Raw genomic sequence first — 18,268 nt, forward strand, 5'->3', positions numbered from 1 at the left:
GGACCAGGGCCCGGACAGAGCCAGCTCCCTCGGAATTGCTTAAGGCCACCGGAATGCAACCGTTCACGAGAAGGGCAGCACCCGTCACCAGACTGAGGTAAGTCGTCGGGGGCGGTGCGGCAAGGGGCTATTCCGCGGCATCCGAAATAAATCCGTAGTCGCGCAGTTGCTCGGGCAGCAGCACGTAGATCTCGTCGGGGGGCGTGGCGAGCGCGTGGGTCATGACCATGGGGTCGATGCCCATCTCGTCGAGATAGCTCATGACCTCGCCCTGGCCCGCCTGGATATCCTCGACCGCGAAGGAAGCGGGCAGGATCGTGCTTTCGCCGAAATAGTGCTGGTGGACGCCGACCTGGGCGGCATCGTCGACATCGCGGCTGGCCCCGCCGGCCAGCATGTAGGGGCAGGCGGAGAAGCAGTATTCGCCCGACAGCATTTGTGTCGTAAGGCCGGTTTCGCGGAAATGGCGGCCCAGGGCCAGCGCCTCGGTCACGGTGCCGCCGGGAGATTGCAATATGAGCGTTTCGGGGGCGGGCGTGCTGTCCTCCAGCCGCTTTATGATGCGGGCGGCGTCGCCCTCGGCAATGCCGCCCTCGAGCCGGTAGGTGGTGCCGTCCTCCTGCGTCAGCACCAGGCGCTCGGGCAACTCGCCCGGGTCGCGGGCGGGGCGCGTGGCGGGGCGGTCTCGGTCGGGGCGGAAGAGGCGGCGCTGGTCGCCGGGGCGCACGGGTTCGGTCAGCCGGGGAGCGTCGGGGGACGTGCCGGGCAGGCGCAGGCCGGAGGCATTGACATCGCCCAGCACGAGCATGGCGCCGATGCCGATCTGGAAGATCAGCGCACCGGTCAGGATGCGCGCGACGGGCGGGCCGTGCCGGCTATTGGGCGTGTCGTCCGGTCTTTCGTCCGTGCTTTCGCTCATGGCGTGGTTCCGGTGATGCGCTTGACCTTGTTGGCATCCTCGCGCGTGTCATCGTGCCCGGGTTTGCGCGGGGCGGGCGTGTCCTCGATCTCGTGCGCCACGGCGATGGCGGCGCGCAGTTCGGCCACGGTCATCGTGTCCTCGATATCGGTGCCGTCGCGCATCGAGCGGATCATGCCGTGGGTGATCGACAGGATCAGCACCAGCACGGCGGGCAGCAGGTCGATGGCGATGGCGCCCGCCCAGGAGGGCACGAAGTTGCGGGCATAGAGGATGACGGCGTCGGCCGATGATATGGGCGTGTAGGTGACCTCTGCCGCGGGTTCGAGCGCGGCCACTTCCTGTGCGGCGTTTTCCAAGGTCGCGGCGCGCTGGCCCAGGACCTCGAGCACCGAGGTGATGGTGGCGGCCTGGTCGCCGCGCCCGGCCTCGGTGCGGCTGTCTAGCTCGGGCAGGACGACGGAGGCCGAAAGATCCTGTGCGGCACGTTCCACAAGGGGCGCGACGGTCAGCTGACGCATCTGGGTGATAAGACCTTGGAGCCGCACGGCGGATTCGGAGAACTCGACCGAACGGGCCTCGACGGGCCCCGGTTCGACCGTGAGGGACCGCATCCGGCTGAGGATGGTGTTGCCTTCGGCGAAGGCGGTGTCGACGAGCGGTGTCTGTTCGGCGATCTGTTGTTCGAGTGCGGCCAGTTCGGCGGATTTCTGGCGCAGGACGCGGAAGACGGCGCCACGGCCCGCAAGGCCCGAGAGATTGCCGGTGGCTTCCTGCTCGCTGAGATCCTCGAAGGATTGGCGCACGCGGGCGACATCGCGGCCGAGGGCCTGGCCGGTGAGGGCGATCTCATGGGCCCGTTCGAGGCTTTGCTGGTAGTCCTGCACGGTCTCTGCCAGGTGCTGTTCGACCGCCGCCGAGCCGGCCAGCGCGGCGGCGTTGAGCCAGCTGGACATGGCGATGATGGCGACCGAGCCGAGGCCCATCGCGCCCAAGAGGCCGACGCGGGCGCGGGCGGTGGTGACGGCGGGAAAGAGGCGCAGAAGGTAGGACCAGAAGACGAAGATGCCCACCGAGACGGCAACGGAATAGGCCAGTGCCGCGAAGGTGGACATGGCGCCTGTGTCGTCCAGCAGGGACGAGACGCCAAGATAGGTGTAGATGCCCGACGCCACGGCCAGCACGCCGAGGGCGGTGCCCGAAAAGGTTTCCAGCCACTCGATATGGCCTTCGAGGTCGCGCGCATAGCGGGCGCCGCGGGTGCGGGAGGAGTCTGAGTGGGGATCGGGCATGGCGGACCTTTTTGCTGCGACTGAAGGGGGCGCGACCGTGCCAGACCCCAAGACATCAGTATGAAATGGTTAATAAATAGCACAAGACAAGGCTACGTGATGTGCATGTCCCGTGCAGGGGTTGCCAATGTTCACGTATTGTTCATAAATTGAGTCCATGCAGGACTTCGCCACGGATATCCCCACGTTGCAGCCCGGCCAGCTTTTGGCGCGGGGCGTGTGCCGGCATTTGCTGGGCTATGATTTCGCCACGGTCGAGGAGTTTTCGCCCGAGCGGGGCAAGCGCGTGGATGTGATGGCGCTGGGCCCGAAGGGCGAGATATGGGTGGTGGAATGCAAATCGAGCCGTGCGGATTTCGCCTCGGATTTGAAATGGGACGGGTACCTGGAATGGTGTGACCGGTATTTCTGGGCCGTGGACGAGGCGTTTCCGACCGATCTGCTGCCAGAGGGCACGGGGTTGATCATCGCGGATGCCTATGACGCGCAGATCATTCGCATGGCCCCGGAGCACAAGCTGGCGGGCGCGCGGCGCACGGCGCTGACGCGGCGGTTTGCGCGGCAGGCGGCGCTGCGGTTGCAGGGCGCGCGCGATCCGGGGCTTTAGGGGGGCGTTTTCTGTGCAGAAAACGGAATAGAAAATGCGTATTTTCTATCCCAAAATTTACGTAAATTTTGGGTGGGGGGCTAGCGTTTCACCTCGGCGGCCTTGGCGGCGGCGAGGATTTCCTCGGCGATCTCGCGGGCCTCGTCGGGGTCGAAATCCATGGGGATCTCGGTGGGGCCTGCCATGATGAATAGACGGACCATGCCCTGGTCGGTTGGGCCAATCTGCAGATTCGCCTCGATGTCGCGTTCGTCGTTGATGCCCATGGCGGCCTCCTGAATATCCGGGATGGCGTAGCGCCTTGGACGTATGAAGGCAAGCGGGTTGGAATGGGCGACATCGTGTCGAAGAGGCTTGCAATCGCGGGCCGGGAAAGTTAAATCCGTGCCGCGTGCCGCCTTAGCTCAGTTGGTTAGAGCGCCTGATTGTGGATCAGGAGGTCCCCCGTTCGAGCCGGGGAGGTGGTACCACTCTCTAATCTAAACGTGAAGTGCTGACAGCTCAGCTAAATAGCTACGCACGATTACGCCGACCGGAAGTTGATTTTTGTCGGGTGGTCCAAGCCAACATCACTTTAATGAGTTAGCGCATCTTCAAACTGTGACAAACCTAAGCTGCGGAACTGCGGCTGAAGTTTTTTGAGTGCCAGCGTGTTGAGATGTATCTCATCCGCAAAATAGATCGGGTCCGGACTTTTCTCATTGTCGAGAAATGGCGTGTAACAATCGAGAAGGTCGAATTGACGGCGCGCGCAAATGTTCTGCAATTTTTCAAGGAATGCCTCGCTTGCCAGTCGCCGTTGTACATCGGTTCCAGAATAGTTGAGTGCGAGTCCGATAGCTTTTCGTACACCCGACCGTCGAGGAAAGAAGTTTCGCAAGGCCTTCAAAATTTCTCGGCCGGCCTTGTGTTGTGCCGCACGAGCCAGGAATTCGTTGTAGGGGAGGCCGTAGGCCTGATGCAATTGAGCTGACGTTGGCGGTGGTGCAACGAATCCGAGGCGAAACTTCTTGCTTTTATTTAGATCTAGAAAATCATTCACGAAGGCAAAGTAATTCGTGATCGTGTCAGCTACGACTGATTGGATCTGCGTACTGTCGTAATTGGTGCGTCGGATAACGTGCGCCCGACAATCGATTTCTCCGAAGACGAAGAAGATCCTAGCCGCGGTTGGAATCCGGTTCGCCAGATCCAACACCTTTTGCCGCCCTTGAGTGGAGGATGTGGCGAAAGGAAGTGTGCCCGCCAGTTGAGGTCCGACACGGCACGTCATGACATCAGGAAAGGCTGAAGGCGTTACGACAGGGTATTCTGGAATCATTCGGTTGGCGCCCGAGAACACCGAGACGTGACTGTCGCCAATAAACCAAAGGTTGCTCACTACAAATGTCCTGCGGTGGTTCTTTTAGTTCGTCTTGTCAGGATGAGATTCATCAAGGGGAGAAGTTGAAAAGTCTACGAGTTTATTTTTGGATAGTAAGAAACCATTGACCTTAAACTTTGAAGATCAGGAGGTCCCCTGTTCGAGCCGGGGAGGTTGTACCATCCCTTTTTCTGCGGAAGTCCTATTCGCGCGGTTCGTCCGTCGTGACCTCGATGGTCTGGCGCAACTCGCCTGTCGTCTCGTCGAAAATAAGGATCGTGTCGGCGTCGGTCACGACGGCGTACCAGCCATCGGCGCGGGTAAAGGCTGTGGGCGTGGTGCCATCGGGCAGGCTGATCACCTCGGGCAGGGTCGGCGAGGACGCGCGGGAGAACTTGGTGACAAAGAGCGCGACGATCACTAGAAACCCGAGAATCATCACGCCCGTCAGGACGGTCACGAGTGTGCGCAGGTAGCGCACCATCTTGGGGTCCAGCGGCTGCTGCGGAGAGTCGTTCATGGGCGCTGCCCCCTTTGAGTCCAGTGTCACCGTGCGGATCGGGGCCGATCCGCCGCCGCGCCTTGATAAGGCGCTCGCGCGCGATGTGCCAGAGGCAGCGTCGCTGTCGCGGACGCGGCTGGCGCGGCTGATCGCCGAGGGCGCGGTGCGGGTGGGCGGCGCGGTGGTGGCGGACCCCAAGGCGAAGGTGGCCGAGGGCGATATCGTCGAGATCACCGTGCCGGTGGCCGCCGAGGTGGACGTGGTGGCGCAGGAGATCGCGCTGGACGTGGTGTTCGAGGATGACGACCTGATCGTCGTGAACAAGCCTGCGGGCATGGTGGTGCATCCGGCGCCGGGCAGCCCGGACGGGACGCTGGTCAATGCGCTTCTGCATCATTTCGGCGGCATGCTGTCGGGCGTGGGGGGCGAGAAACGGCCCGGGATCGTGCACCGGATCGACAAGGATACCAGCGGCCTTTTGGTGGTGGCGAAGTCGGACCGGGCGCATCACGGGCTGGCGGCGCAGTTCGAGGCGCATAGCGTGGAGCGCAAGTACCTGGCCGTCGTGCACGGGGTGCCGGATGCGGCCGATCCGCGGCTGAGGGGCGTGCGCGGGGCCAGTTTCGAGGCGGGCAACATCCTGAAGCTGACGACGCAGCTGGCGCGGCACAAGACCGACCGGCAGCGACAGGCCGTTTTGTTCGAGGGCGGGCGGCACGCGGTGACGCGGGCGCGTGTTGTTACCCCGTTCGGGGCACCGCCGCAGGTCGCGCTGATCGAGTGCTGGCTGGAGACCGGGCGCACGCACCAGATCCGGGTGCACATGTCCCATGCGGGGCATGGCCTGGTGGGCGATCCGGTTTATGGCGGGCGGCGCAAGCTGAATGAAAAGGCATTGTCACCGCGGGCTCTTGCAGCTGCGCAAAGGTTTCCGCGCCAAGCGCTGCATGCCGCCGTGCTTGGGTTCGAGCATCCGGTAACGGGTGAGATGATGCGCTTTGAGGCGGCGCTGCCCGAAGACATGGCCTGCCTGTTGCAGGAACTGGGTGCCCCGGCCTGACGTTAATATGACAGCACAGCACGTGTGCGTGAGCGAACGTCACATCGCTGGAAAACGGCGCCGGTTTGATTCATATAGAATTAAACCATCTGGTTCACCTGTCTTGAATCCGGGCTGATGGCTGCCCATATGGATGTTAAGACTATAAACATTGGAGGGTCACAGGGTTGAGCAATTACGCAAATCTTCCTGCGCCGTCGCCCGAAGCCGGGCTGAACCGGTATTTGCAGGAAATCCGGAAATTCCCGCTGTTGGAGCCGGAAGAGGAATACATGCTGGCCAAGCGCTGGGTCGAGGAACAGGACACCGAGGCCGCGCACCAGATGGTCACCAGCCACCTGCGGCTGGCGGCGAAGATCGCCATGGGCTATCGCGGCTATGGCCTGCCGCAGGCCGAGGTCATTTCCGAGGCGAATGTGGGCCTGATGCAGGCGGTCAAGCGGTTCGATCCCGAGAAGGGGTTCCGCCTGGCGACCTATGCGATGTGGTGGATCCGGGCCAGTATCCAGGAGTACATCCTGCGCAGCTGGTCGATGGTCAAGCTGGGTACGACGAGCGCGCAGAAGAAGCTGTTCTTCAACCTGCGCAAGGCCAAGGCCCGCATTGGTGCGCTGGAAGAGGGCGACCTGCATCCCGACAAGGTCAAGCAGATCGCGCATGACTTGGGCGTGACCGAGGACGAGGTGATCAGCATGAACCGCCGGATGTCTGGTGGCGATGCGTCGCTGAATGCCACGGTGGGCACCGAGGGCGAAGGCACGATGCAATGGCAGGACTGGCTGGAGGACGAGGATGCCGACCAGGCCGGCGACTATGAAAAGCGCGACGAGCTGGAGGCGCGGCGAGAGCTGTTGGCCGAGGCGATGGACGTGCTGAACGACCGCGAAAAGGATATCCTGACGCAGCGCCGGCTGAGCGAGAGTACGGTCACGCTGGAGGATCTGAGCGGGCAATACGATGTCAGCCGGGAGCGTATTCGCCAGATCGAGGTGCGCGCCTTCGAGAAGTTGCAGAAGCGCATGCGCAGCCTTGCCGCCGAGAAGGGCATGATGGCCACGGCCTGATCCCGTGCGCATTTTCAGGACAAGACAATTGGCCCCTTTCGCCTCGCGGAAGGGGCCTTATTGTTGGCACCTGAGTCGGAATGGAAGGGACGTGCCCGTTGCGCAGTCTGTCGATACTTTGCGTGACCGTGCTGGCCGCCTGCGCGCCCCGCCCCGCCGCGGAATACGCGCCGACATCGCCTGCGGCGCACCTTCAGACGCTCTATGTCGCGACGCAGAAGGCGCTGGACCATACCGGGTGGACCTTTGGCGCGAAACGCACGGGGCAGATGCGTTACTTCCGGGCGGATATCTCGATTCCGCCGACACACCGGGCCGGCCACGTGGAATGGCCCGAGGGTCCGCCGGATGCCGCGACGGACTTCGTGGTGGCGGCGACGGATGTCTACCCGTCCTCGGCACAGTTTCTTGCCGATGTGAAGGCGGCGCGTCCGGGGCGGGAGACGCAGGTTTTCGTGCATGGCTACAACGTGACGATGTCGGAGGGCCTCTACCGCCTGGCACAGATGCGCGAGGATTTCGGGGTTGCCGAGCCGTCGGTTCTGTTCTCGTGGGCCTCGGCCGGGGACCCGCGGGGCTATGTCTATGACCGCGACAGCGTGCTTTATGCCCGGGACGACCTTGAAGACCTTCTGGGCCGACTGACCAGCGGGGCGGACGACCATGTAACCCTGCTGGCGCATTCGATGGGCGCACAACTGGTGATGGAGGTGATGCGGCAGGCAGCGCTGAAGGGCGACCGGCAGCTCTTGAACCGGATCAGCGGCGTGGTGCTGATGTCGCCGGATATCGACCCGGACCTGTTTCGCCGTCAGGCCGAGGCGATCGGGGAACTGCCGCAGCCGTTCCTGATATTCGTGACGCAGCAGGACCGGGCGCTGAGCCTGGCCAGCCTGATCACCGGGCGCAAGAAACGGCTGGGCGTGATCGACGGGCCCGAGGCGGTGGCGGGGTTGCCGGTGAAGGTGATCGACTTTACCGGGCTCGCGGATGGCGAGGGGCTGGACCATGCGGTGGCGATCACCTCGCCCTCGGCCATTTCGGTGCTGAACGGGATGCTGGAGCAGGCCTCCCTCGGGCGGGATGCGTTCGAGGATTACATGGTGCTGACGGCGCAGCCGTGACACGGGCCTGCGGCATCCTATATCTATCGTTCAGGAGGGTATTGCCATGGCCGGTGGATGGGCGCGCGACGGCGCGGTGTCTGAACAGATCGAAGCTTCGATCGAGGACGAGTTGGCGCGGATGAAGGCCGCCAAGCGGCCCGTGGGCGAAAGCCTGACGCATTGTGCCGAGTGCGAGGAGGAAATCCCCCAAGCGCGGCGCGAGGCGCTGCCGGGCGTGAAGCTGTGCATCGATTGCAGCCAGGAGCGCGACGGCGCGCAGCAGGCGCGGGGCGGGATCAACCGGCGCGGCTCGAAAGACAGCCAGCTGAAATAGCCAGGTGTCGCGGGGGCTCTGCCCCCACGGCGAAACATGGTTTCGCCGCTCCCCCGGGATATTTCGGGCCAGAGGAAGAGATGGGCTCAGCGCCTTGGCGCGCGGCGGGTGAGGCGACGCCAGAGCGGGACGATGTCGAGCGAGGCCACGGCAACGCCAAGGGGGATCATCCAGAAGCCCAGCACCGGCAGGAAGCCGAAGAGCCCGCCGAGTATCAGCAAAACACCCAGCACCAGCCGCAGCCCCGGGGGGACGCGCGCGCGGATGCGCACGAGGGCGCGTCTGAGCCGGGTGCGCAGGCCGTGGTGGCTGTGGGTGCGGGGCAGGATCAGTCCTCCATCGCCTCCAGTTCGTCGATGAAGCCGGAGATCATCGAAAGGCCCTTGTCCCAGAAGGCCGGGTCGGAGGCGTCGAGGCCGAAGGGGGCCAGAAGCTCCTTGTGGTGCATCGAGCCGCCGGCTTTGAGCATGTCGAAATACTTGTCCTGGAAGCCGTCCGGGTTTTCCTCGTAGACGGCATAGAGCGCGTTCACCAGACCGTCGCCAAAGGCGTAGGCGTAGACGTAGAAGGGCGAGTGGACGAAGTGGGGGATGTAGGCCCAGAAGGTCTCGTACCCCTCCATGAAGTCGAAGGCGGGGCCGAGGGATTCGCCCTGCACGGACATCCAGAGCGCGCCGATGTCTTCCGAGGTCAGCTCGCCGCCGCGGCGGGCGTCGTGCAGCTTGCATTCGAAATCGTAGAAGGCGATCTGGCGGACGACGGTGTTGATCATGTCCTCGACCTTGCCGGCGAGCAGGACCTTGCGTTCGGCATTGTCCTTGGCGGTATCCAGCAGTTTGCGGAAGGTGAGCATCTCGCCGAAGACGGATGCGGTTTCCGCGAGGGTCAGGGGGTGGAGGAGAGGAGCTCGCCCTGTTCGGCGGCAAGCACTTGGTGGACGCCGTGGCCCAGCTCGTGCGCGAGGGTCATCACGTCGCGGGGTTTGCCGAGGTAGTTCAGCATCACGTAGGGGTGCACGTCCGTGACGGTGGGGTGCGCGAAGGCGCCGGGGGCCTTGCCGGGTTTGACGGCGGCGTCGATCCAGCCGCGGTCAAAAAACGGCTCCGCCAGATCGCCCATGCGCGGGTCGAAATCGGAATAGGCGTCCATGACCATGCTGCGGGCGGTCGGCCAGTCGATCTTGCGCGGGGCCTCCATCGGCAGGGGCGCGTTGCGGTCCCAGACCTGCATCCGGTCGAGGCCGAGCCACTTGCGCTTGAGCTCGTAGTAGCGGTGGCTGAGCTTGGGGTAGGCGTCGACCACGGCGTTGCGTAGTGCCTCGACCACCTCGGCCTCGACATCGTTGCTGAGGTGGCGCGAGGTCTGGGCGGTGGGCATGCCGCGCCAGCGGTCGATGACCTCTTTTTCCTTGGCGGTGGTGTTGTGGACGCGGGCAAAGGCGCGGATGTTGGCCTGGAAGGTGCGGGCAAGCTCGCGGGCGGCGGCTTCGCGCTTGTCGCGATCCTGCTCGGTGAGCAGGTTGAGGGTGGATTCGATGCCCAGTTCCTCGCCATCGACGTCGAAGCTGAGGCCGGCGATGGTTTCATCGAAGAGCCGTTCCCACGCGTCGCCGACGACGCCGAGGTCGTGCAGGAATTTCTCGAGCTCGTCGGAAAGTTGGTAGGGCTTCATCGCCTGGATGCGGCGAATGACGGGGGCGTAGCGGGCGAGATCGGCGTTTTCGGCATACATCGCCACAAGGGTGTCGGTGTCGAGCCGGTTGAGCTCGAGGGTGAAGAAGACCAGCGGGGTGGTGTAGTTGGTGATCTTTTCCTGGCAGTCGGAGAGGAACTTGGCCCGCTCGCCATCGGTGGTTTGCTGGTAGTAGCGCAGGCCGGCGAAGGACATGATGCGGCCCGCGACGGACGAGATCTTCTCGTTGCGCTGGATGCATTCGAGGAGGCCTGCGGCGTCGAGATCGGCCAGCTTGCCTTCGTAGTCGGCGGCGAAGTCGGCGCAGGCCTGTTCCAGCCAGTCGAGATCGCGCTTGAGTTCGGGCGCGTCCTGACCGGTGTAGAGATCGTCGAGGTTCCATTCCGGCAGGTCGCCCAGGTTGTCGGAGCCGGAAGAGGCGTTGACGTCGAAGGCGGGTTTGGGAAGATGGAACATTCGGATCTCCTGATGTGCGTGCGTTGGTCAAGACATAGGGGGCGGGACGGGCAGGCTCAAGCCGGGATCGGGATTGCGTGCGTTACGGGGGACGGGCGCGCGGTCATCCCAGGCCTGATCCGGGATCTCTTGTTGTTGAAGATCCTCCGGTCGAGCCCGAGGATGGCGCGGTATGTCAGGCCGTTCCGGCGAGCAAGGCACGCTGAAGCAGGAGGGCATTGGGTGAGAGCGGCGCGGACGCGCGGTGGTCGAGCCAATAGCGGCGTGTGGTCGTCAGGCTGTCGTCGCTCACGGGGACGAGTCGGCCGGTTTTGACGAGGGTGTCGAGCATCGGCAGGCTGGCCAGGGCGATGCCCTCGCCTGCCAGGGCGCGGCCGATGCTGTGGCCGTAGCTGCGGCAGATCTCGATGGACCGGCCGGTCAGTCCGGAGGCCGGCTTGCGGTCGCGCCAGATGCGCCAGTTGATCCAGTCGGGCGCGAGACGGGGGTAGTCGAGCAGCGGGAGATCGGGGTGGTGGGCAAGGCGGGCGGCGATGGGCGGCGTCGCGGCGGGTACGATCGTTTCGTCGAAGAGCGGTGTGCCTGTCCAGCCGGGCGGCGGCGCTTCGCCGTAGTGGATGGCAAGGTCGAGCGTGTCGGCTGTGAGGGCCGTGGGGTCGTCGGCGGTGAGCACGCTGACATTGCAGGCATCCGAACTGGTGGCGAAGGCCTGAAGCCGGGGATAGAGCCAGAACATCGACATTGCGCCGTTGGCCGCGATCCGGAGCGTGCTGGTGTCGGCGGCACGGGCCATGTCGAGTGACGCCGCCAGGTAGTCGAGCGCGAGGCGCACGGGCTCTTCCAGCCGAAGGGCGGTGTCGGTGGGCACCGCATGGCGCGCGCCGCGGTCGAAAAGCGGCGTCCCGAGCCAGTCTTCGAGCTGGCGGATGCGCTTGCTGACGGCGGCCTGGGAGACCATGAGCTCGGGCGCGGCGGCGGAAAATCCGCCCCGTTTCATCACAGTGTTGAAGAAGATGAGAGTTTCTAGCGGGGGAAGGTCTCGGCGGTCCTGAGTCATTCCCTGAGGTTATCCAAGAGCGTGAGAATTTCCAGCGTTTTCGAGGTGCTTTGGGTCGGATATGGAATGCATGAAATTGCGCCGAGGAGGATGACATGGCGGAACTGGACTGGCACGCGGAGCGCGCGGACCTTGCGGATCTGGCGCTGCTGGACCGGGCGCCGGAGGACGAGGGCATCGACCTTGTGGCGGTGCGCGGCTACCGGCAGGGCCGGGTGCGGTCGGAGATGCGCAAGCGGGACATCGCGGCGGTTCTTTTGTCCGATCCTGTGAACATCCGCTATGCCACGGGGGCGCGGAACATGCAGGTGTTCAGCCAGCGCAATGCGCCGTCGCGGTATCTGCTGCTGACGCAGGACCGCTCGATCCTGTTCGAGTTCACCGGCTGTGCGCACCTGGCCGACGGGCTGGAGACGATCGACGAGGTGCGTGCCGCACGCACCGCGAGTTTCGTAGCGGCGGGGCCGGATATCGCCAAGCGGGAGAAAGCCTGGGCTGCTGAGATGGCGGACCTGGTGACCTCGCTGGTGGGCAAGGGGGCGACGCTGGGGATCGAACGGCTGAACGCTGGCAGTGCGATTGCGCTGCGCGATGCGGGGCTCAGGATCGTGGATGCGCAAGAACCGGTCGAGATGGCGCGGGCGATCAAGTCGGCGGAAGAGATGAAATGCGTCAACGCCTCGTTGCGGGCGACCGAGATCGGCGTGGCCAAGCTGCGCGCGGCGATACGGCCGGGGATAACCGAGGCGGAGTTGTGGTCCGTTTTGCACCAGTCGATCATCGCGCAGAACGGGGATTACGTGGAAACCCGCCTGTTGAATGCCGGGGAGCGGACCAATCCGTGGTTCCAGGAGACGAGCGATAGCATGATCGGGGCGAATGAGCTGATTGCGCTGGATACGGATGTTGTGGGATGCCACGGCTATTATTCGGATTTCTCGCGCACGTTCCATTCCGGACCGGACAAGCCCAGCGTGACGCAGCGAGAGCTTTACAAGGTGGCCCATGAGCAGGTGCATCACAACATGGGCATCCTGCGGCCCGGCATGACGTTCCGTGACTATGCCGATGCGGCGTGGGATATTCCGGAGCAATACTATGCCAACCGCTATTACCTGTCGGCGCATGGCTGCGGGATGACGGGGGAATATCCGTACCTCTATCACCACGGGGATTTCCCGGAGGCGGGCTATGACGGGGTGATCGCGCCGGGCATGACTTTGTGTGTCGAGAGCTATATCGGCGCGGAAGGCGGCGCCGAGGGCGTGAAGCTGGAGCAGCAGGTGCTGATCACCGAGACGGGCGTGGAGCTGCTGTCGCGCTTTCCGTTCGAGGATGATCTGTTGCGGTGAGGCGGGGGAGATTATTCGTACGAATAATCTTGGGGAGAAAATTCGTACGAATTTTCTTTAGCCGTAGTGGGTCAGCATGTCGCGGAGGTCTTCGATCGTGTTGGCCTCCTGCACCGGCTTGTCGTGGCGCCAGCGTTTCATGCGCGGGAAGCGCAGGGACACGCCGGACTTGTGGCGGGTCGATTCCATGATGCCCTCGAAGGCGATCTCGAAGACATGTTCGGGTTTGACCTGCCGCACGGGGCCGAAGCGTTGCAGGGTGTTCTTGCGCACCCAGGCGGTGATTTTGCGGAACTCGGTGTCGGTGAGGCCGGAATAGGCCTTGGTGAAGGGCACGAGATCGTTGCCGTCGCGCACGGCGAAGGTGAAATCGGTGAAGAGGTTGGCACGCCGGCCGCTGCCCTGCTGTGCGTAGATCATCACGGCGTCGATGGTCAGGGGTCGAGCTTCCATTTCCACCAGTCGCCTTTCTTGCGGCCGGAATGGTAGGGGGAGTCCTTGCGCTTGAGCATGAGGCCCTCGGCGCGCGCGTCTCTTGCGGTCGCGCGGGTCTCGCGCAGATCGTCCCACGAATGGAAGGAGATGAGTGGGGATTGGCGGATGGGCGCCTCAAGCGGAAGGTCTTGCAGAAGGGCTTCGAGCCGGGCGCGACGCTCGGCGAAGGGTGTGTCGCGCAGGTCCGTTCCGTTTTCCTCCAGCAGGTCGTAGGCGTAGAGGATGACCGGCGCGTCCTTCAGCAGTTTCTTCGGCACGGTCTTGCGCCCGATGCGTTTCTGCAGGGCATTGAAGGACATCGGGCCATCGTCCTGCCAAGCCAGGATTTCGCCGTCGAGCACGGTGCCGGGCGGCAGGTAGTCGCGGGCGCGGGCAAGTTCGGGAAAGCGGTCGGTCATCAGTTCCTCGCCGCGGGACCACGTGAAATGCTCGCCTCCGCGCAGGATCAGCTGCCCGCGGATGCCGTCCCATTTCCATTCGGCCAGCCAGTTGGCGGGGTCACCCAGTGTTTCGGGTTCATCGTCCTCGAGGCCATAGGCGAGGCAAAATGGATAGGGGCGCGAGAGGTCGGCACTGGCGTCGTGGGCTTCGATCAGCGTGGACCATGACGTGCTGCCCGGTGTCCAGTCGCCCATCAGGCGGTGGGCTAGCTCGGCCTCGTCCCGGTCTGTGGCCTGCGCCAGCGCGCGGGTCATCAGCTTGCGCGAGATACCGATGCGGAAGCCGCCCGTCAGAAGCTTGTTGAAGACCAGCCGTTCATGGGGCTGCATCTGGTCCCAGGCGTCGAGGATCGCCGCCTTGCGCGCCTCTTCGGTCTCGTGGTCGAGCGCACGGAGACGGGTGATCCATGTGGCGAGGCTGTCGTCATGGTCGCGCGCCGGGGGCGGCAGGACGAGAGCGATGGTTTCCGACAAGTCGCCGACGATCGGGTAGCTTTCCTCGAAGAGCCAGAGAGGGATGCCGGCGCGGTCGGCGGCCCATTCGCGCAGCTTGGTGGTGGTGATGGCGCGGCGGGGGCGGCGGCCGGAGAAGAGCGCGACGGTCCAGAGCTTGTCGTCGTCTGGGGCGGTGGAGAAGTAATCGGCCAGGGCGGCGACCTTGGTGTTGGTTTTGGTGGTCTGGTCCAGCGTGGTGAAGAGGGACGCGAAGCGTTTCATGCCGCCCCCTCCGCGTCGTCGGTGGCGTCGAGGGTTTCGCCGGTAAATTCGGTCGGGACGACCTGAGCGTTCCAGCCCTGTTCGTTCAGGTAGCGCGCGAAGATATCCGTGTAACCATGTGTAGCGTATATGTTTTCCGCGCCCGTCTCCTTGATGGCGGAGATCAGGCCCGGCCAGTCGGCGTGGTCGGACATGACGAAGCCGCGATCCACGGCGCGGCGGCGGCGGACGCCGCGCAGGCGCATCCATCCAGAGGCGAAACCGGTCGAGGCCGGGCGGAAGCGGCGGGCCCATGTGCTGCCCAAAGCCGAGGGCGGCGCGAGGACGAGCGCGCCGGGGTGATCCTTGGCCTTGAGGTCGGGGGTGACGTGCAGCGTGTCGGGCAGTGCGAGGCCCTGGTCGCGCAGGACGGCGTTGGTGTTTTCCACCGCGCCATGGGTGAGGATGGGGCCGATGGAGGGATCGAGCAGCGACAGGACTCGCTGGGCCTTGCCGAGAGAATAGGCACCGAGGAGCGAGAAGGTGCCGGCGGCGGCATTGGTCGCCCACCAGTCGTTGATTTGCTTGGCGGCGTCGTCTTCGGGTGTCCAGGTGAAGACCGGCAGGCCGAAGGTGCATTCGGTAATGAAGCTGTGACATGGCACCGGCTCGAACGGCTCGGACAGGCGGTCCGCTTCGGTCTTGTAGTCGCCGGAGACGACCCAGACCTCGCCTTCGACTTCTACGCGGATCTGGGCCGAGCCCGGGACGTGGCCGGCGGGGTGGAAGGACACGTGCGCCTCGCCGATTTGGCGCGTTTCGCCGTAGTCGACCGTGTCGAGGGTGATCTCTCCAAGACGGTGGCGCATCACAGGCGCGGCAGCGGCGGTCGAGAGATAGCGGGCGTGGCCGGGCCGGGCGTGGTCGGCGTGGCCATGGGTGATGAGCGCCCGGTCGACGGGGCGCCACGGGTCGATGAAGAAATCGCCGGCGGGGCAGTAGATGCCTTGGGGTTTGAATTCCAGAACCATGCGGGGAAGTTAGCGTGGCGGCCGGCAGGGGCCAGAGGATGAATGCTTGCCGTGGCGGGCAGGCCCGCTATCGTCGGACGAAACAGACAGGGGACAAGAAAGTATGCGGTTCGTGAGATACGGGGCACCGGGGCGGGAACAGCCCGGGATGCTGGACGCCGAGGGGCGGGTGCGTGACCTGAGCGGCGTGGTGGCGGATATTTCCGGCGCGGTGCTGGGGGCGCTGCCGAAGCTGGACCCGGAAAAGCTGCCGCTTGTGGACGGCACGCCGAGGCTGGGGCCGCCGGTCGCGGGGATCGGCAAGCTGATTGGCATCGGGCTGAATTACAGCGACCATGCCGCCGAGATCGGGATCGAGCCGCCGGCCGAGCCGGTTGTCTTCATGAAGGCCACGTCGAGCATTACCGGGCCGGACGACGACGTGGTGCTGCCGCGCGGATCGACCCACAGCGACTGGGAGGTCGAACTGGGCGTCGTGATCGGGCGTGAGGCGAAATACGTCAGCGAGGCCGAGGCACTGGACTACGTGGCGGGCTATACCATCGTCAACGACGTGTCCGAGCGGCATTTCCAGATCGAGCGCAGCGGGCAATGGACCAAGGGCAAGAGTTGCGACACGTTCGGGCCGATCGGACCTTGGCTGGTGACACCGGAGGCTGTGGGCAACGTGCAAAGCCTTGATATGTCGGCGGATGTGAGCGGGGAGCGGATGCAGACCGGCAACACTTCGACGATGATCTTTACCGTGGCGCAGATCGTCGCGCATCTGAGCGAGGTGATGCGGCTGGAGCCCGGAGATGTGATTGCCACCGGCACCCCGCCGGGTGTGGGCATGGGGCGGGACCCCAAGCGGTACCTCAAGCCTGGCGACGTGATGGAGTTGGAGATCCAGGGGCTTGGGCGTCAGCGTCAGACGGTGCGTGCCGATCCCTGACGCGGGCGTAGAAGCCGACCAGTTTGCCGATCAGCGCGTCGCGGATATGGGGGGCTTCCTGAAGCACCTCGTGACGGGCGCCTTGCGCGATTTCCAGTTCGCCGCCGGGCCAGCGGGCCATGCGGTCATGGACGCGTGAGACATCGACGATGTCCTCTTCCGACCCCAGCAGGCACAGACAGGGCATATCGGGCGAAGGGCGGCGCCACATCTGGCGGGTGCCAAGAAGCGATTCGTAGAGCCAGCGCAGGGAAGGGCCGCCGATGGTCAGTTCCGGACGCGCGGTGACCTGGGCGATCATGTGCTTGTAGCTTTCGAAATCGGTGGTCAGGCGATTTTTCTCGAACGGCTCGACCAGCACGTAGCTTTTGGGCGAGGTGCCGGGGGCGTAGACGTGATCGAATCCGACGCTGCGGCTGCTCCAGCCCAGGGACCAGGCGACGGGGCGCAGCGCGGCGGAGATGCGGATGCCCCACATCGGCGCCGAGAACGACGCCGCCGCCACCGGCAGGCCGTCCATCACCGATTTGAGCGCGATGCCGCCGCCCATGGAATGGCCCAGCACGAACCAGGGCCTGGGCAGGTCGAGGTCCCGCGCGGCGTCGACCATGGCGGCGACATCGTGCTGATAATCGTCGAAATGCAGCACGTGGCCCGACATCTTGTCCTCGATCAGCCGGTCGGCAAGGCCCTGTCCGCGCCAATCGACGACCAGCGTGGTCAGGCCCGCGGCGGTGAACTGCCTGGCCGTGCGGCCGTATTTCTCGATATACTCGGTACGACCGGGAAAGAGCAGGAGCGTGCCGGCGCTTTCGCCCGTATCGTCCTGCGGGCGCCAGATCCCGAGCCGGATGCGCACCCCGTCGGCGGTGTCGCACCAGTAGGCGCGGCCGCCATCGGGGCCGTCGGCTATATCGTCGAAGAAAGGCGCGTCCGTCAGCATGGGCGTCAGGACAGGACAGAGCCGAGTTTCATCGCGGTGCCCATGTCGCCGTCGACCGACAGCTTGCCCGACATGAAGGCGGCGGTCGGGTCGAGATCGCCCTCGAGGATCGACTGGAACGTGTCGGCGTCGGCGGTCATGGTGACATCGGTTTCGTCATTGCCTTCGCGCACGCCGGATTCGTCGATCACGATGGAGCCCTCGTTCTCGATCACGAACTTTGCGCTGCCGTCGAAGCTGCCGTTCATTTTGGCGGACAGGGCCTCGACCGCGGATTTCGTTACGTCGCTCATGTCAGTTCCTCCAGATTTGATCGACCGGGGGCTTTGATTCCCGGTCATGCGCGCTAAACTGGGAGTGTTATGGGCGTTATGAACCGACTTTCCAAATATATCGTCGCGGCAGTTTTGCCGTTAGTCATGTTTTCCTTACCCGTGGCGGCGCAGGATGCGGCGCTCGATCCGCTTTTTCAGCAGTTGAAGGAAGCCGAGCCGCGGGACGCCGGCCGGATCGCCAAGGAGATCGAGCTGGCCTGGACGCGATCGGGCTCGGCCACGGCGGATCTGCTGCTGAAACGCGGGCGCGACGCGCTGGAGGCCGGGGACACCGGCGCCGCGATCGAGCATTTTACCGCGCTGACCGATCATGCGCCGGATTTCGCCGAAGGATTTCACATGCGGGCGATGGCCTATGCCGACTCCGAGATGTTCGGCCCTGCGCTGGCCGACATCGAGCGGGCGCTGGTGCTGAACCCTCGGCACTACAATGCCATCGCGAGCCTCGGCGGTATCCTCTACCACGTCGAGAACTACGAGAAGGCCAAGCAGGCATTCGACCTTGTGCTGGCCCTGCATCCACATCATGAAGACGTGGCACAGGTGATGCCGCTGGTGGAACGCGAGATCGGCGGCCGGGACCTGTAAGC

Annotated in this window: 18 protein-coding genes, 1 tRNA gene and 2 pseudogenes; 9 read left to right on the forward strand and 12 right to left on the reverse strand. The window is 64.5% G+C overall.

The window, feature by feature from the left end; genetic code table 11:
• Positions 1 to 127: 127 nt before the first annotated feature.
• Positions 128 to 919 carry a hypothetical protein gene (locus tag ACSQ76_RS07000; RefSeq protein WP_437155996.1) on the reverse strand — a complete coding sequence of 264 codons (792 nt, stop codon included), beginning with the start codon at positions 917 to 919 and terminating at the stop codon, positions 128 to 130.
• Positions 916 to 2,211, reverse strand: coding sequence for a hypothetical protein (locus tag ACSQ76_RS07005; protein ID WP_437155997.1), 1,296 nt, complete (start codon positions 2,209 to 2,211; stop codon positions 916 to 918). Before ACSQ76_RS07005 ends, ACSQ76_RS07000 begins: the two co-directional genes overlap by 4 nt.
• 157 nt (positions 2,212 to 2,368) lie before the next feature.
• Here ACSQ76_RS07005 and ACSQ76_RS07010 point away from each other — a divergent pair, with 157 nt between their 5' ends.
• The gene (locus ACSQ76_RS07010; RefSeq protein WP_437155998.1) at positions 2,369 to 2,818 is read left to right on the forward strand and encodes an MmcB family DNA repair protein; all 450 of its coding nucleotides are present in this window, start codon (positions 2,369 to 2,371) and stop codon (positions 2,816 to 2,818) included.
• Positions 2,819 to 2,898: 80 nt separating this feature from the next.
• On the opposite strand, the gene ACSQ76_RS07015 is transcribed toward ACSQ76_RS07010, so the two are convergent.
• Positions 2,899 to 3,084: a DUF6324 family protein gene (locus ACSQ76_RS07015; protein WP_306130708.1), complete on the reverse strand. Its 186-nt coding sequence runs from the start codon at positions 3,082 to 3,084 to the stop codon at positions 2,899 to 2,901.
• A gap of 127 nt (positions 3,085 to 3,211) precedes the next feature.
• Here ACSQ76_RS07015 and ACSQ76_RS07020 point away from each other — a divergent pair.
• A tRNA-His gene (locus ACSQ76_RS07020) sits at positions 3,212 to 3,288 on the forward strand.
• Positions 3,289 to 3,392: 104 nt separating this feature from the next.
• Here ACSQ76_RS07020 and ACSQ76_RS07025 read toward each other — a convergent pair.
• The gene (locus ACSQ76_RS07025; RefSeq protein ID WP_437155999.1) at positions 3,393 to 4,199 is read right to left on the reverse strand and encodes a hypothetical protein; all 807 of its coding nucleotides are present in this window, start codon (positions 4,197 to 4,199) and stop codon (positions 3,393 to 3,395) included.
• A 184-nt stretch (positions 4,200 to 4,383) separates the two neighbouring features.
• On the reverse strand, positions 4,384 to 4,701 hold the full coding sequence (locus ACSQ76_RS07030; protein ID WP_437156000.1) for a DUF6476 family protein: 318 nt from the start codon (positions 4,699 to 4,701) through the stop codon (positions 4,384 to 4,386).
• Here ACSQ76_RS07030 and ACSQ76_RS07035 point away from each other — a divergent pair.
• From ACSQ76_RS07035 to ACSQ76_RS07050, 4 genes are all read left to right on the forward strand, one after another.
• Complete coding sequence (locus tag ACSQ76_RS07035) at positions 4,700 to 5,743, forward strand: RluA family pseudouridine synthase (protein ID WP_437156001.1); 1,044 nt, start codon at positions 4,700 to 4,702, stop codon at positions 5,741 to 5,743. The genes ACSQ76_RS07030 and ACSQ76_RS07035 overlap by 2 nt on opposite strands.
• A gap of 167 nt (positions 5,744 to 5,910) precedes the next feature.
• The gene (gene rpoH, locus ACSQ76_RS07040) at positions 5,911 to 6,807 is read left to right on the forward strand and encodes an RNA polymerase sigma factor RpoH (protein WP_437156002.1); all 897 of its coding nucleotides are present in this window, start codon (positions 5,911 to 5,913) and stop codon (positions 6,805 to 6,807) included.
• 98 nt (positions 6,808 to 6,905) lie between these two features.
• Positions 6,906 to 7,931 (forward strand): alpha/beta hydrolase, encoded by a 1,026-nt coding sequence (locus ACSQ76_RS07045; RefSeq protein ID WP_437156003.1) that lies wholly within the window; start codon positions 6,906 to 6,908, stop codon positions 7,929 to 7,931.
• 46 nt (positions 7,932 to 7,977) lie between these two features.
• Entirely contained in the window at positions 7,978 to 8,247 is a 270-nt protein-coding gene (locus tag ACSQ76_RS07050; RefSeq protein WP_103762405.1) for a DksA/TraR family C4-type zinc finger protein, read from the forward strand.
• An 86-nt stretch (positions 8,248 to 8,333) separates the two neighbouring features.
• On the opposite strand, the gene ACSQ76_RS07055 is transcribed toward ACSQ76_RS07050, so the two are convergent.
• The 3 genes and pseudogenes from ACSQ76_RS07055 to ACSQ76_RS07065 all read right to left on the reverse strand — a co-directional run bounded on the left by ACSQ76_RS07055 (position 8,334) and on the right by ACSQ76_RS07065 (position 11,452).
• Positions 8,334 to 8,480, reverse strand: a complete 147-nt coding sequence (locus tag ACSQ76_RS07055) for a hypothetical protein (protein ID WP_306130702.1) — start codon at positions 8,478 to 8,480, stop codon at positions 8,334 to 8,336.
• Between the two features lie 95 nt (positions 8,481 to 8,575).
• A pseudogene (locus tag ACSQ76_RS07060) lies at positions 8,576 to 10,395 on the reverse strand (M3 family oligoendopeptidase).
• A gap of 175 nt (positions 10,396 to 10,570) precedes the next feature.
• On the reverse strand, positions 10,571 to 11,452 hold the full coding sequence (locus ACSQ76_RS07065; RefSeq protein WP_437156004.1) for a LysR substrate-binding domain-containing protein: 882 nt from the start codon (positions 11,450 to 11,452) through the stop codon (positions 10,571 to 10,573).
• Positions 11,453 to 11,547: 95 nt separating this feature from the next.
• Here ACSQ76_RS07065 and ACSQ76_RS07070 point away from each other — a divergent pair, with 95 nt between their 5' ends.
• Positions 11,548 to 12,804, forward strand: a complete 1,257-nt coding sequence (locus tag ACSQ76_RS07070) for a M24 family metallopeptidase (RefSeq protein ID WP_437156005.1) — start codon at positions 11,548 to 11,550, stop codon at positions 12,802 to 12,804.
• Positions 12,805 to 12,861: 57 nt separating this feature from the next.
• Here the strand turns inward: ACSQ76_RS07070 and ACSQ76_RS07075 are convergent.
• Both ACSQ76_RS07075 and ACSQ76_RS07080 read right to left on the reverse strand, forming a co-directional pair.
• Positions 12,862 to 14,456, reverse strand: a pseudogene (locus ACSQ76_RS07075) (ATP-dependent DNA ligase).
• Positions 14,453 to 15,466 (reverse strand): ligase-associated DNA damage response exonuclease, encoded by a 1,014-nt coding sequence (locus ACSQ76_RS07080; RefSeq protein WP_437156006.1) that lies wholly within the window; start codon positions 15,464 to 15,466, stop codon positions 14,453 to 14,455. The pseudogene ACSQ76_RS07075 and the gene ACSQ76_RS07080 overlap by 4 nt, the downstream one beginning before the upstream one ends.
• Positions 15,467 to 15,569: 103 nt before the next feature.
• Between ACSQ76_RS07080 and ACSQ76_RS07085 the strand changes: the two genes are divergently transcribed.
• Entirely contained in the window at positions 15,570 to 16,400 is an 831-nt protein-coding gene (locus ACSQ76_RS07085; protein WP_437156007.1) for a fumarylacetoacetate hydrolase family protein, read from the forward strand.
• On the opposite strand, the gene ACSQ76_RS07090 is transcribed toward ACSQ76_RS07085, so the two are convergent.
• Complete coding sequence (locus ACSQ76_RS07090) at positions 16,324 to 17,343, reverse strand: alpha/beta fold hydrolase (RefSeq protein ID WP_437156008.1); 1,020 nt, start codon at positions 17,341 to 17,343, stop codon at positions 16,324 to 16,326. The genes ACSQ76_RS07085 and ACSQ76_RS07090 overlap by 77 nt on opposite strands.
• A gap of 5 nt (positions 17,344 to 17,348) precedes the next feature.
• Positions 17,349 to 17,636 carry an SCP2 sterol-binding domain-containing protein gene (locus ACSQ76_RS07095; RefSeq protein WP_057792812.1) on the reverse strand — a complete coding sequence of 96 codons (288 nt, stop codon included), beginning with the start codon at positions 17,634 to 17,636 and terminating at the stop codon, positions 17,349 to 17,351.
• Between the two features lie 126 nt (positions 17,637 to 17,762).
• Between ACSQ76_RS07095 and ACSQ76_RS07100 the strand changes: the two genes are divergently transcribed.
• Positions 17,763 to 18,266, forward strand: coding sequence for a tetratricopeptide repeat protein (locus tag ACSQ76_RS07100; protein WP_306130693.1), 504 nt, complete (start codon positions 17,763 to 17,765; stop codon positions 18,264 to 18,266).
• Positions 18,267 to 18,268 lie beyond the last annotated feature (2 nt).

Origin of the sequence: Roseovarius sp. B08, from assembly GCF_051417955.1 — a bacterium.
GTDB lineage: Bacteria > Pseudomonadota > Alphaproteobacteria > Rhodobacterales > Rhodobacteraceae > Roseovarius.

What these genes read in the sequence shown, in the direction of transcription:
- ACSQ76_RS07000 (WP_437155996.1), bottom strand. Translation starts at nt 919, where the DNA reads ATGAGCGAAAGCACGGACGAAAGACCGGACGACACGCCCAATAGCCGG.
- ACSQ76_RS07005 (WP_437155997.1), bottom strand. Translation starts at nt 2,211, where the DNA reads ATGCCCGATCCCCACTCAGACTCCTCCCGCACCCGCGGCGCCCGCTAT.
- ACSQ76_RS07010 (WP_437155998.1), top strand. Translation starts at nt 2,369, where the DNA reads ATGCAGGACTTCGCCACGGATATCCCCACGTTGCAGCCCGGCCAGCTT.
- ACSQ76_RS07015 (WP_306130708.1), bottom strand. Translation starts at nt 3,084, where the DNA reads ATGGGCATCAACGACGAACGCGACATCGAGGCGAATCTGCAGATTGGC.
- ACSQ76_RS07035 (WP_437156001.1), top strand. Translation starts at nt 4,700, where the DNA reads ATGGGCGCTGCCCCCTTTGAGTCCAGTGTCACCGTGCGGATCGGGGCC.
- ACSQ76_RS07030 (WP_437156000.1), bottom strand. Translation starts at nt 4,701, where the DNA reads ATGAACGACTCTCCGCAGCAGCCGCTGGACCCCAAGATGGTGCGCTAC.
- ACSQ76_RS07050 (WP_103762405.1), top strand. Translation starts at nt 7,978, where the DNA reads ATGGCCGGTGGATGGGCGCGCGACGGCGCGGTGTCTGAACAGATCGAA.
- ACSQ76_RS07065 (WP_437156004.1), bottom strand. Translation starts at nt 11,452, where the DNA reads ATGACTCAGGACCGCCGAGACCTTCCCCCGCTAGAAACTCTCATCTTC.
- ACSQ76_RS07070 (WP_437156005.1), top strand. Translation starts at nt 11,548, where the DNA reads ATGGCGGAACTGGACTGGCACGCGGAGCGCGCGGACCTTGCGGATCTG.
- ACSQ76_RS07080 (WP_437156006.1), bottom strand. Translation starts at nt 15,466, where the DNA reads ATGGTTCTGGAATTCAAACCCCAAGGCATCTACTGCCCCGCCGGCGAT.
- ACSQ76_RS07085 (WP_437156007.1), top strand. Translation starts at nt 15,570, where the DNA reads ATGCGGTTCGTGAGATACGGGGCACCGGGGCGGGAACAGCCCGGGATG.
- ACSQ76_RS07090 (WP_437156008.1), bottom strand. Translation starts at nt 17,343, where the DNA reads ATGCTGACGGACGCGCCTTTCTTCGACGATATAGCCGACGGCCCCGAT.
- ACSQ76_RS07095 (WP_057792812.1), bottom strand. Translation starts at nt 17,636, where the DNA reads ATGAGCGACGTAACGAAATCCGCGGTCGAGGCCCTGTCCGCCAAAATG.
- ACSQ76_RS07100 (WP_306130693.1), top strand. Translation starts at nt 17,763, where the DNA reads ATGTTTTCCTTACCCGTGGCGGCGCAGGATGCGGCGCTCGATCCGCTT.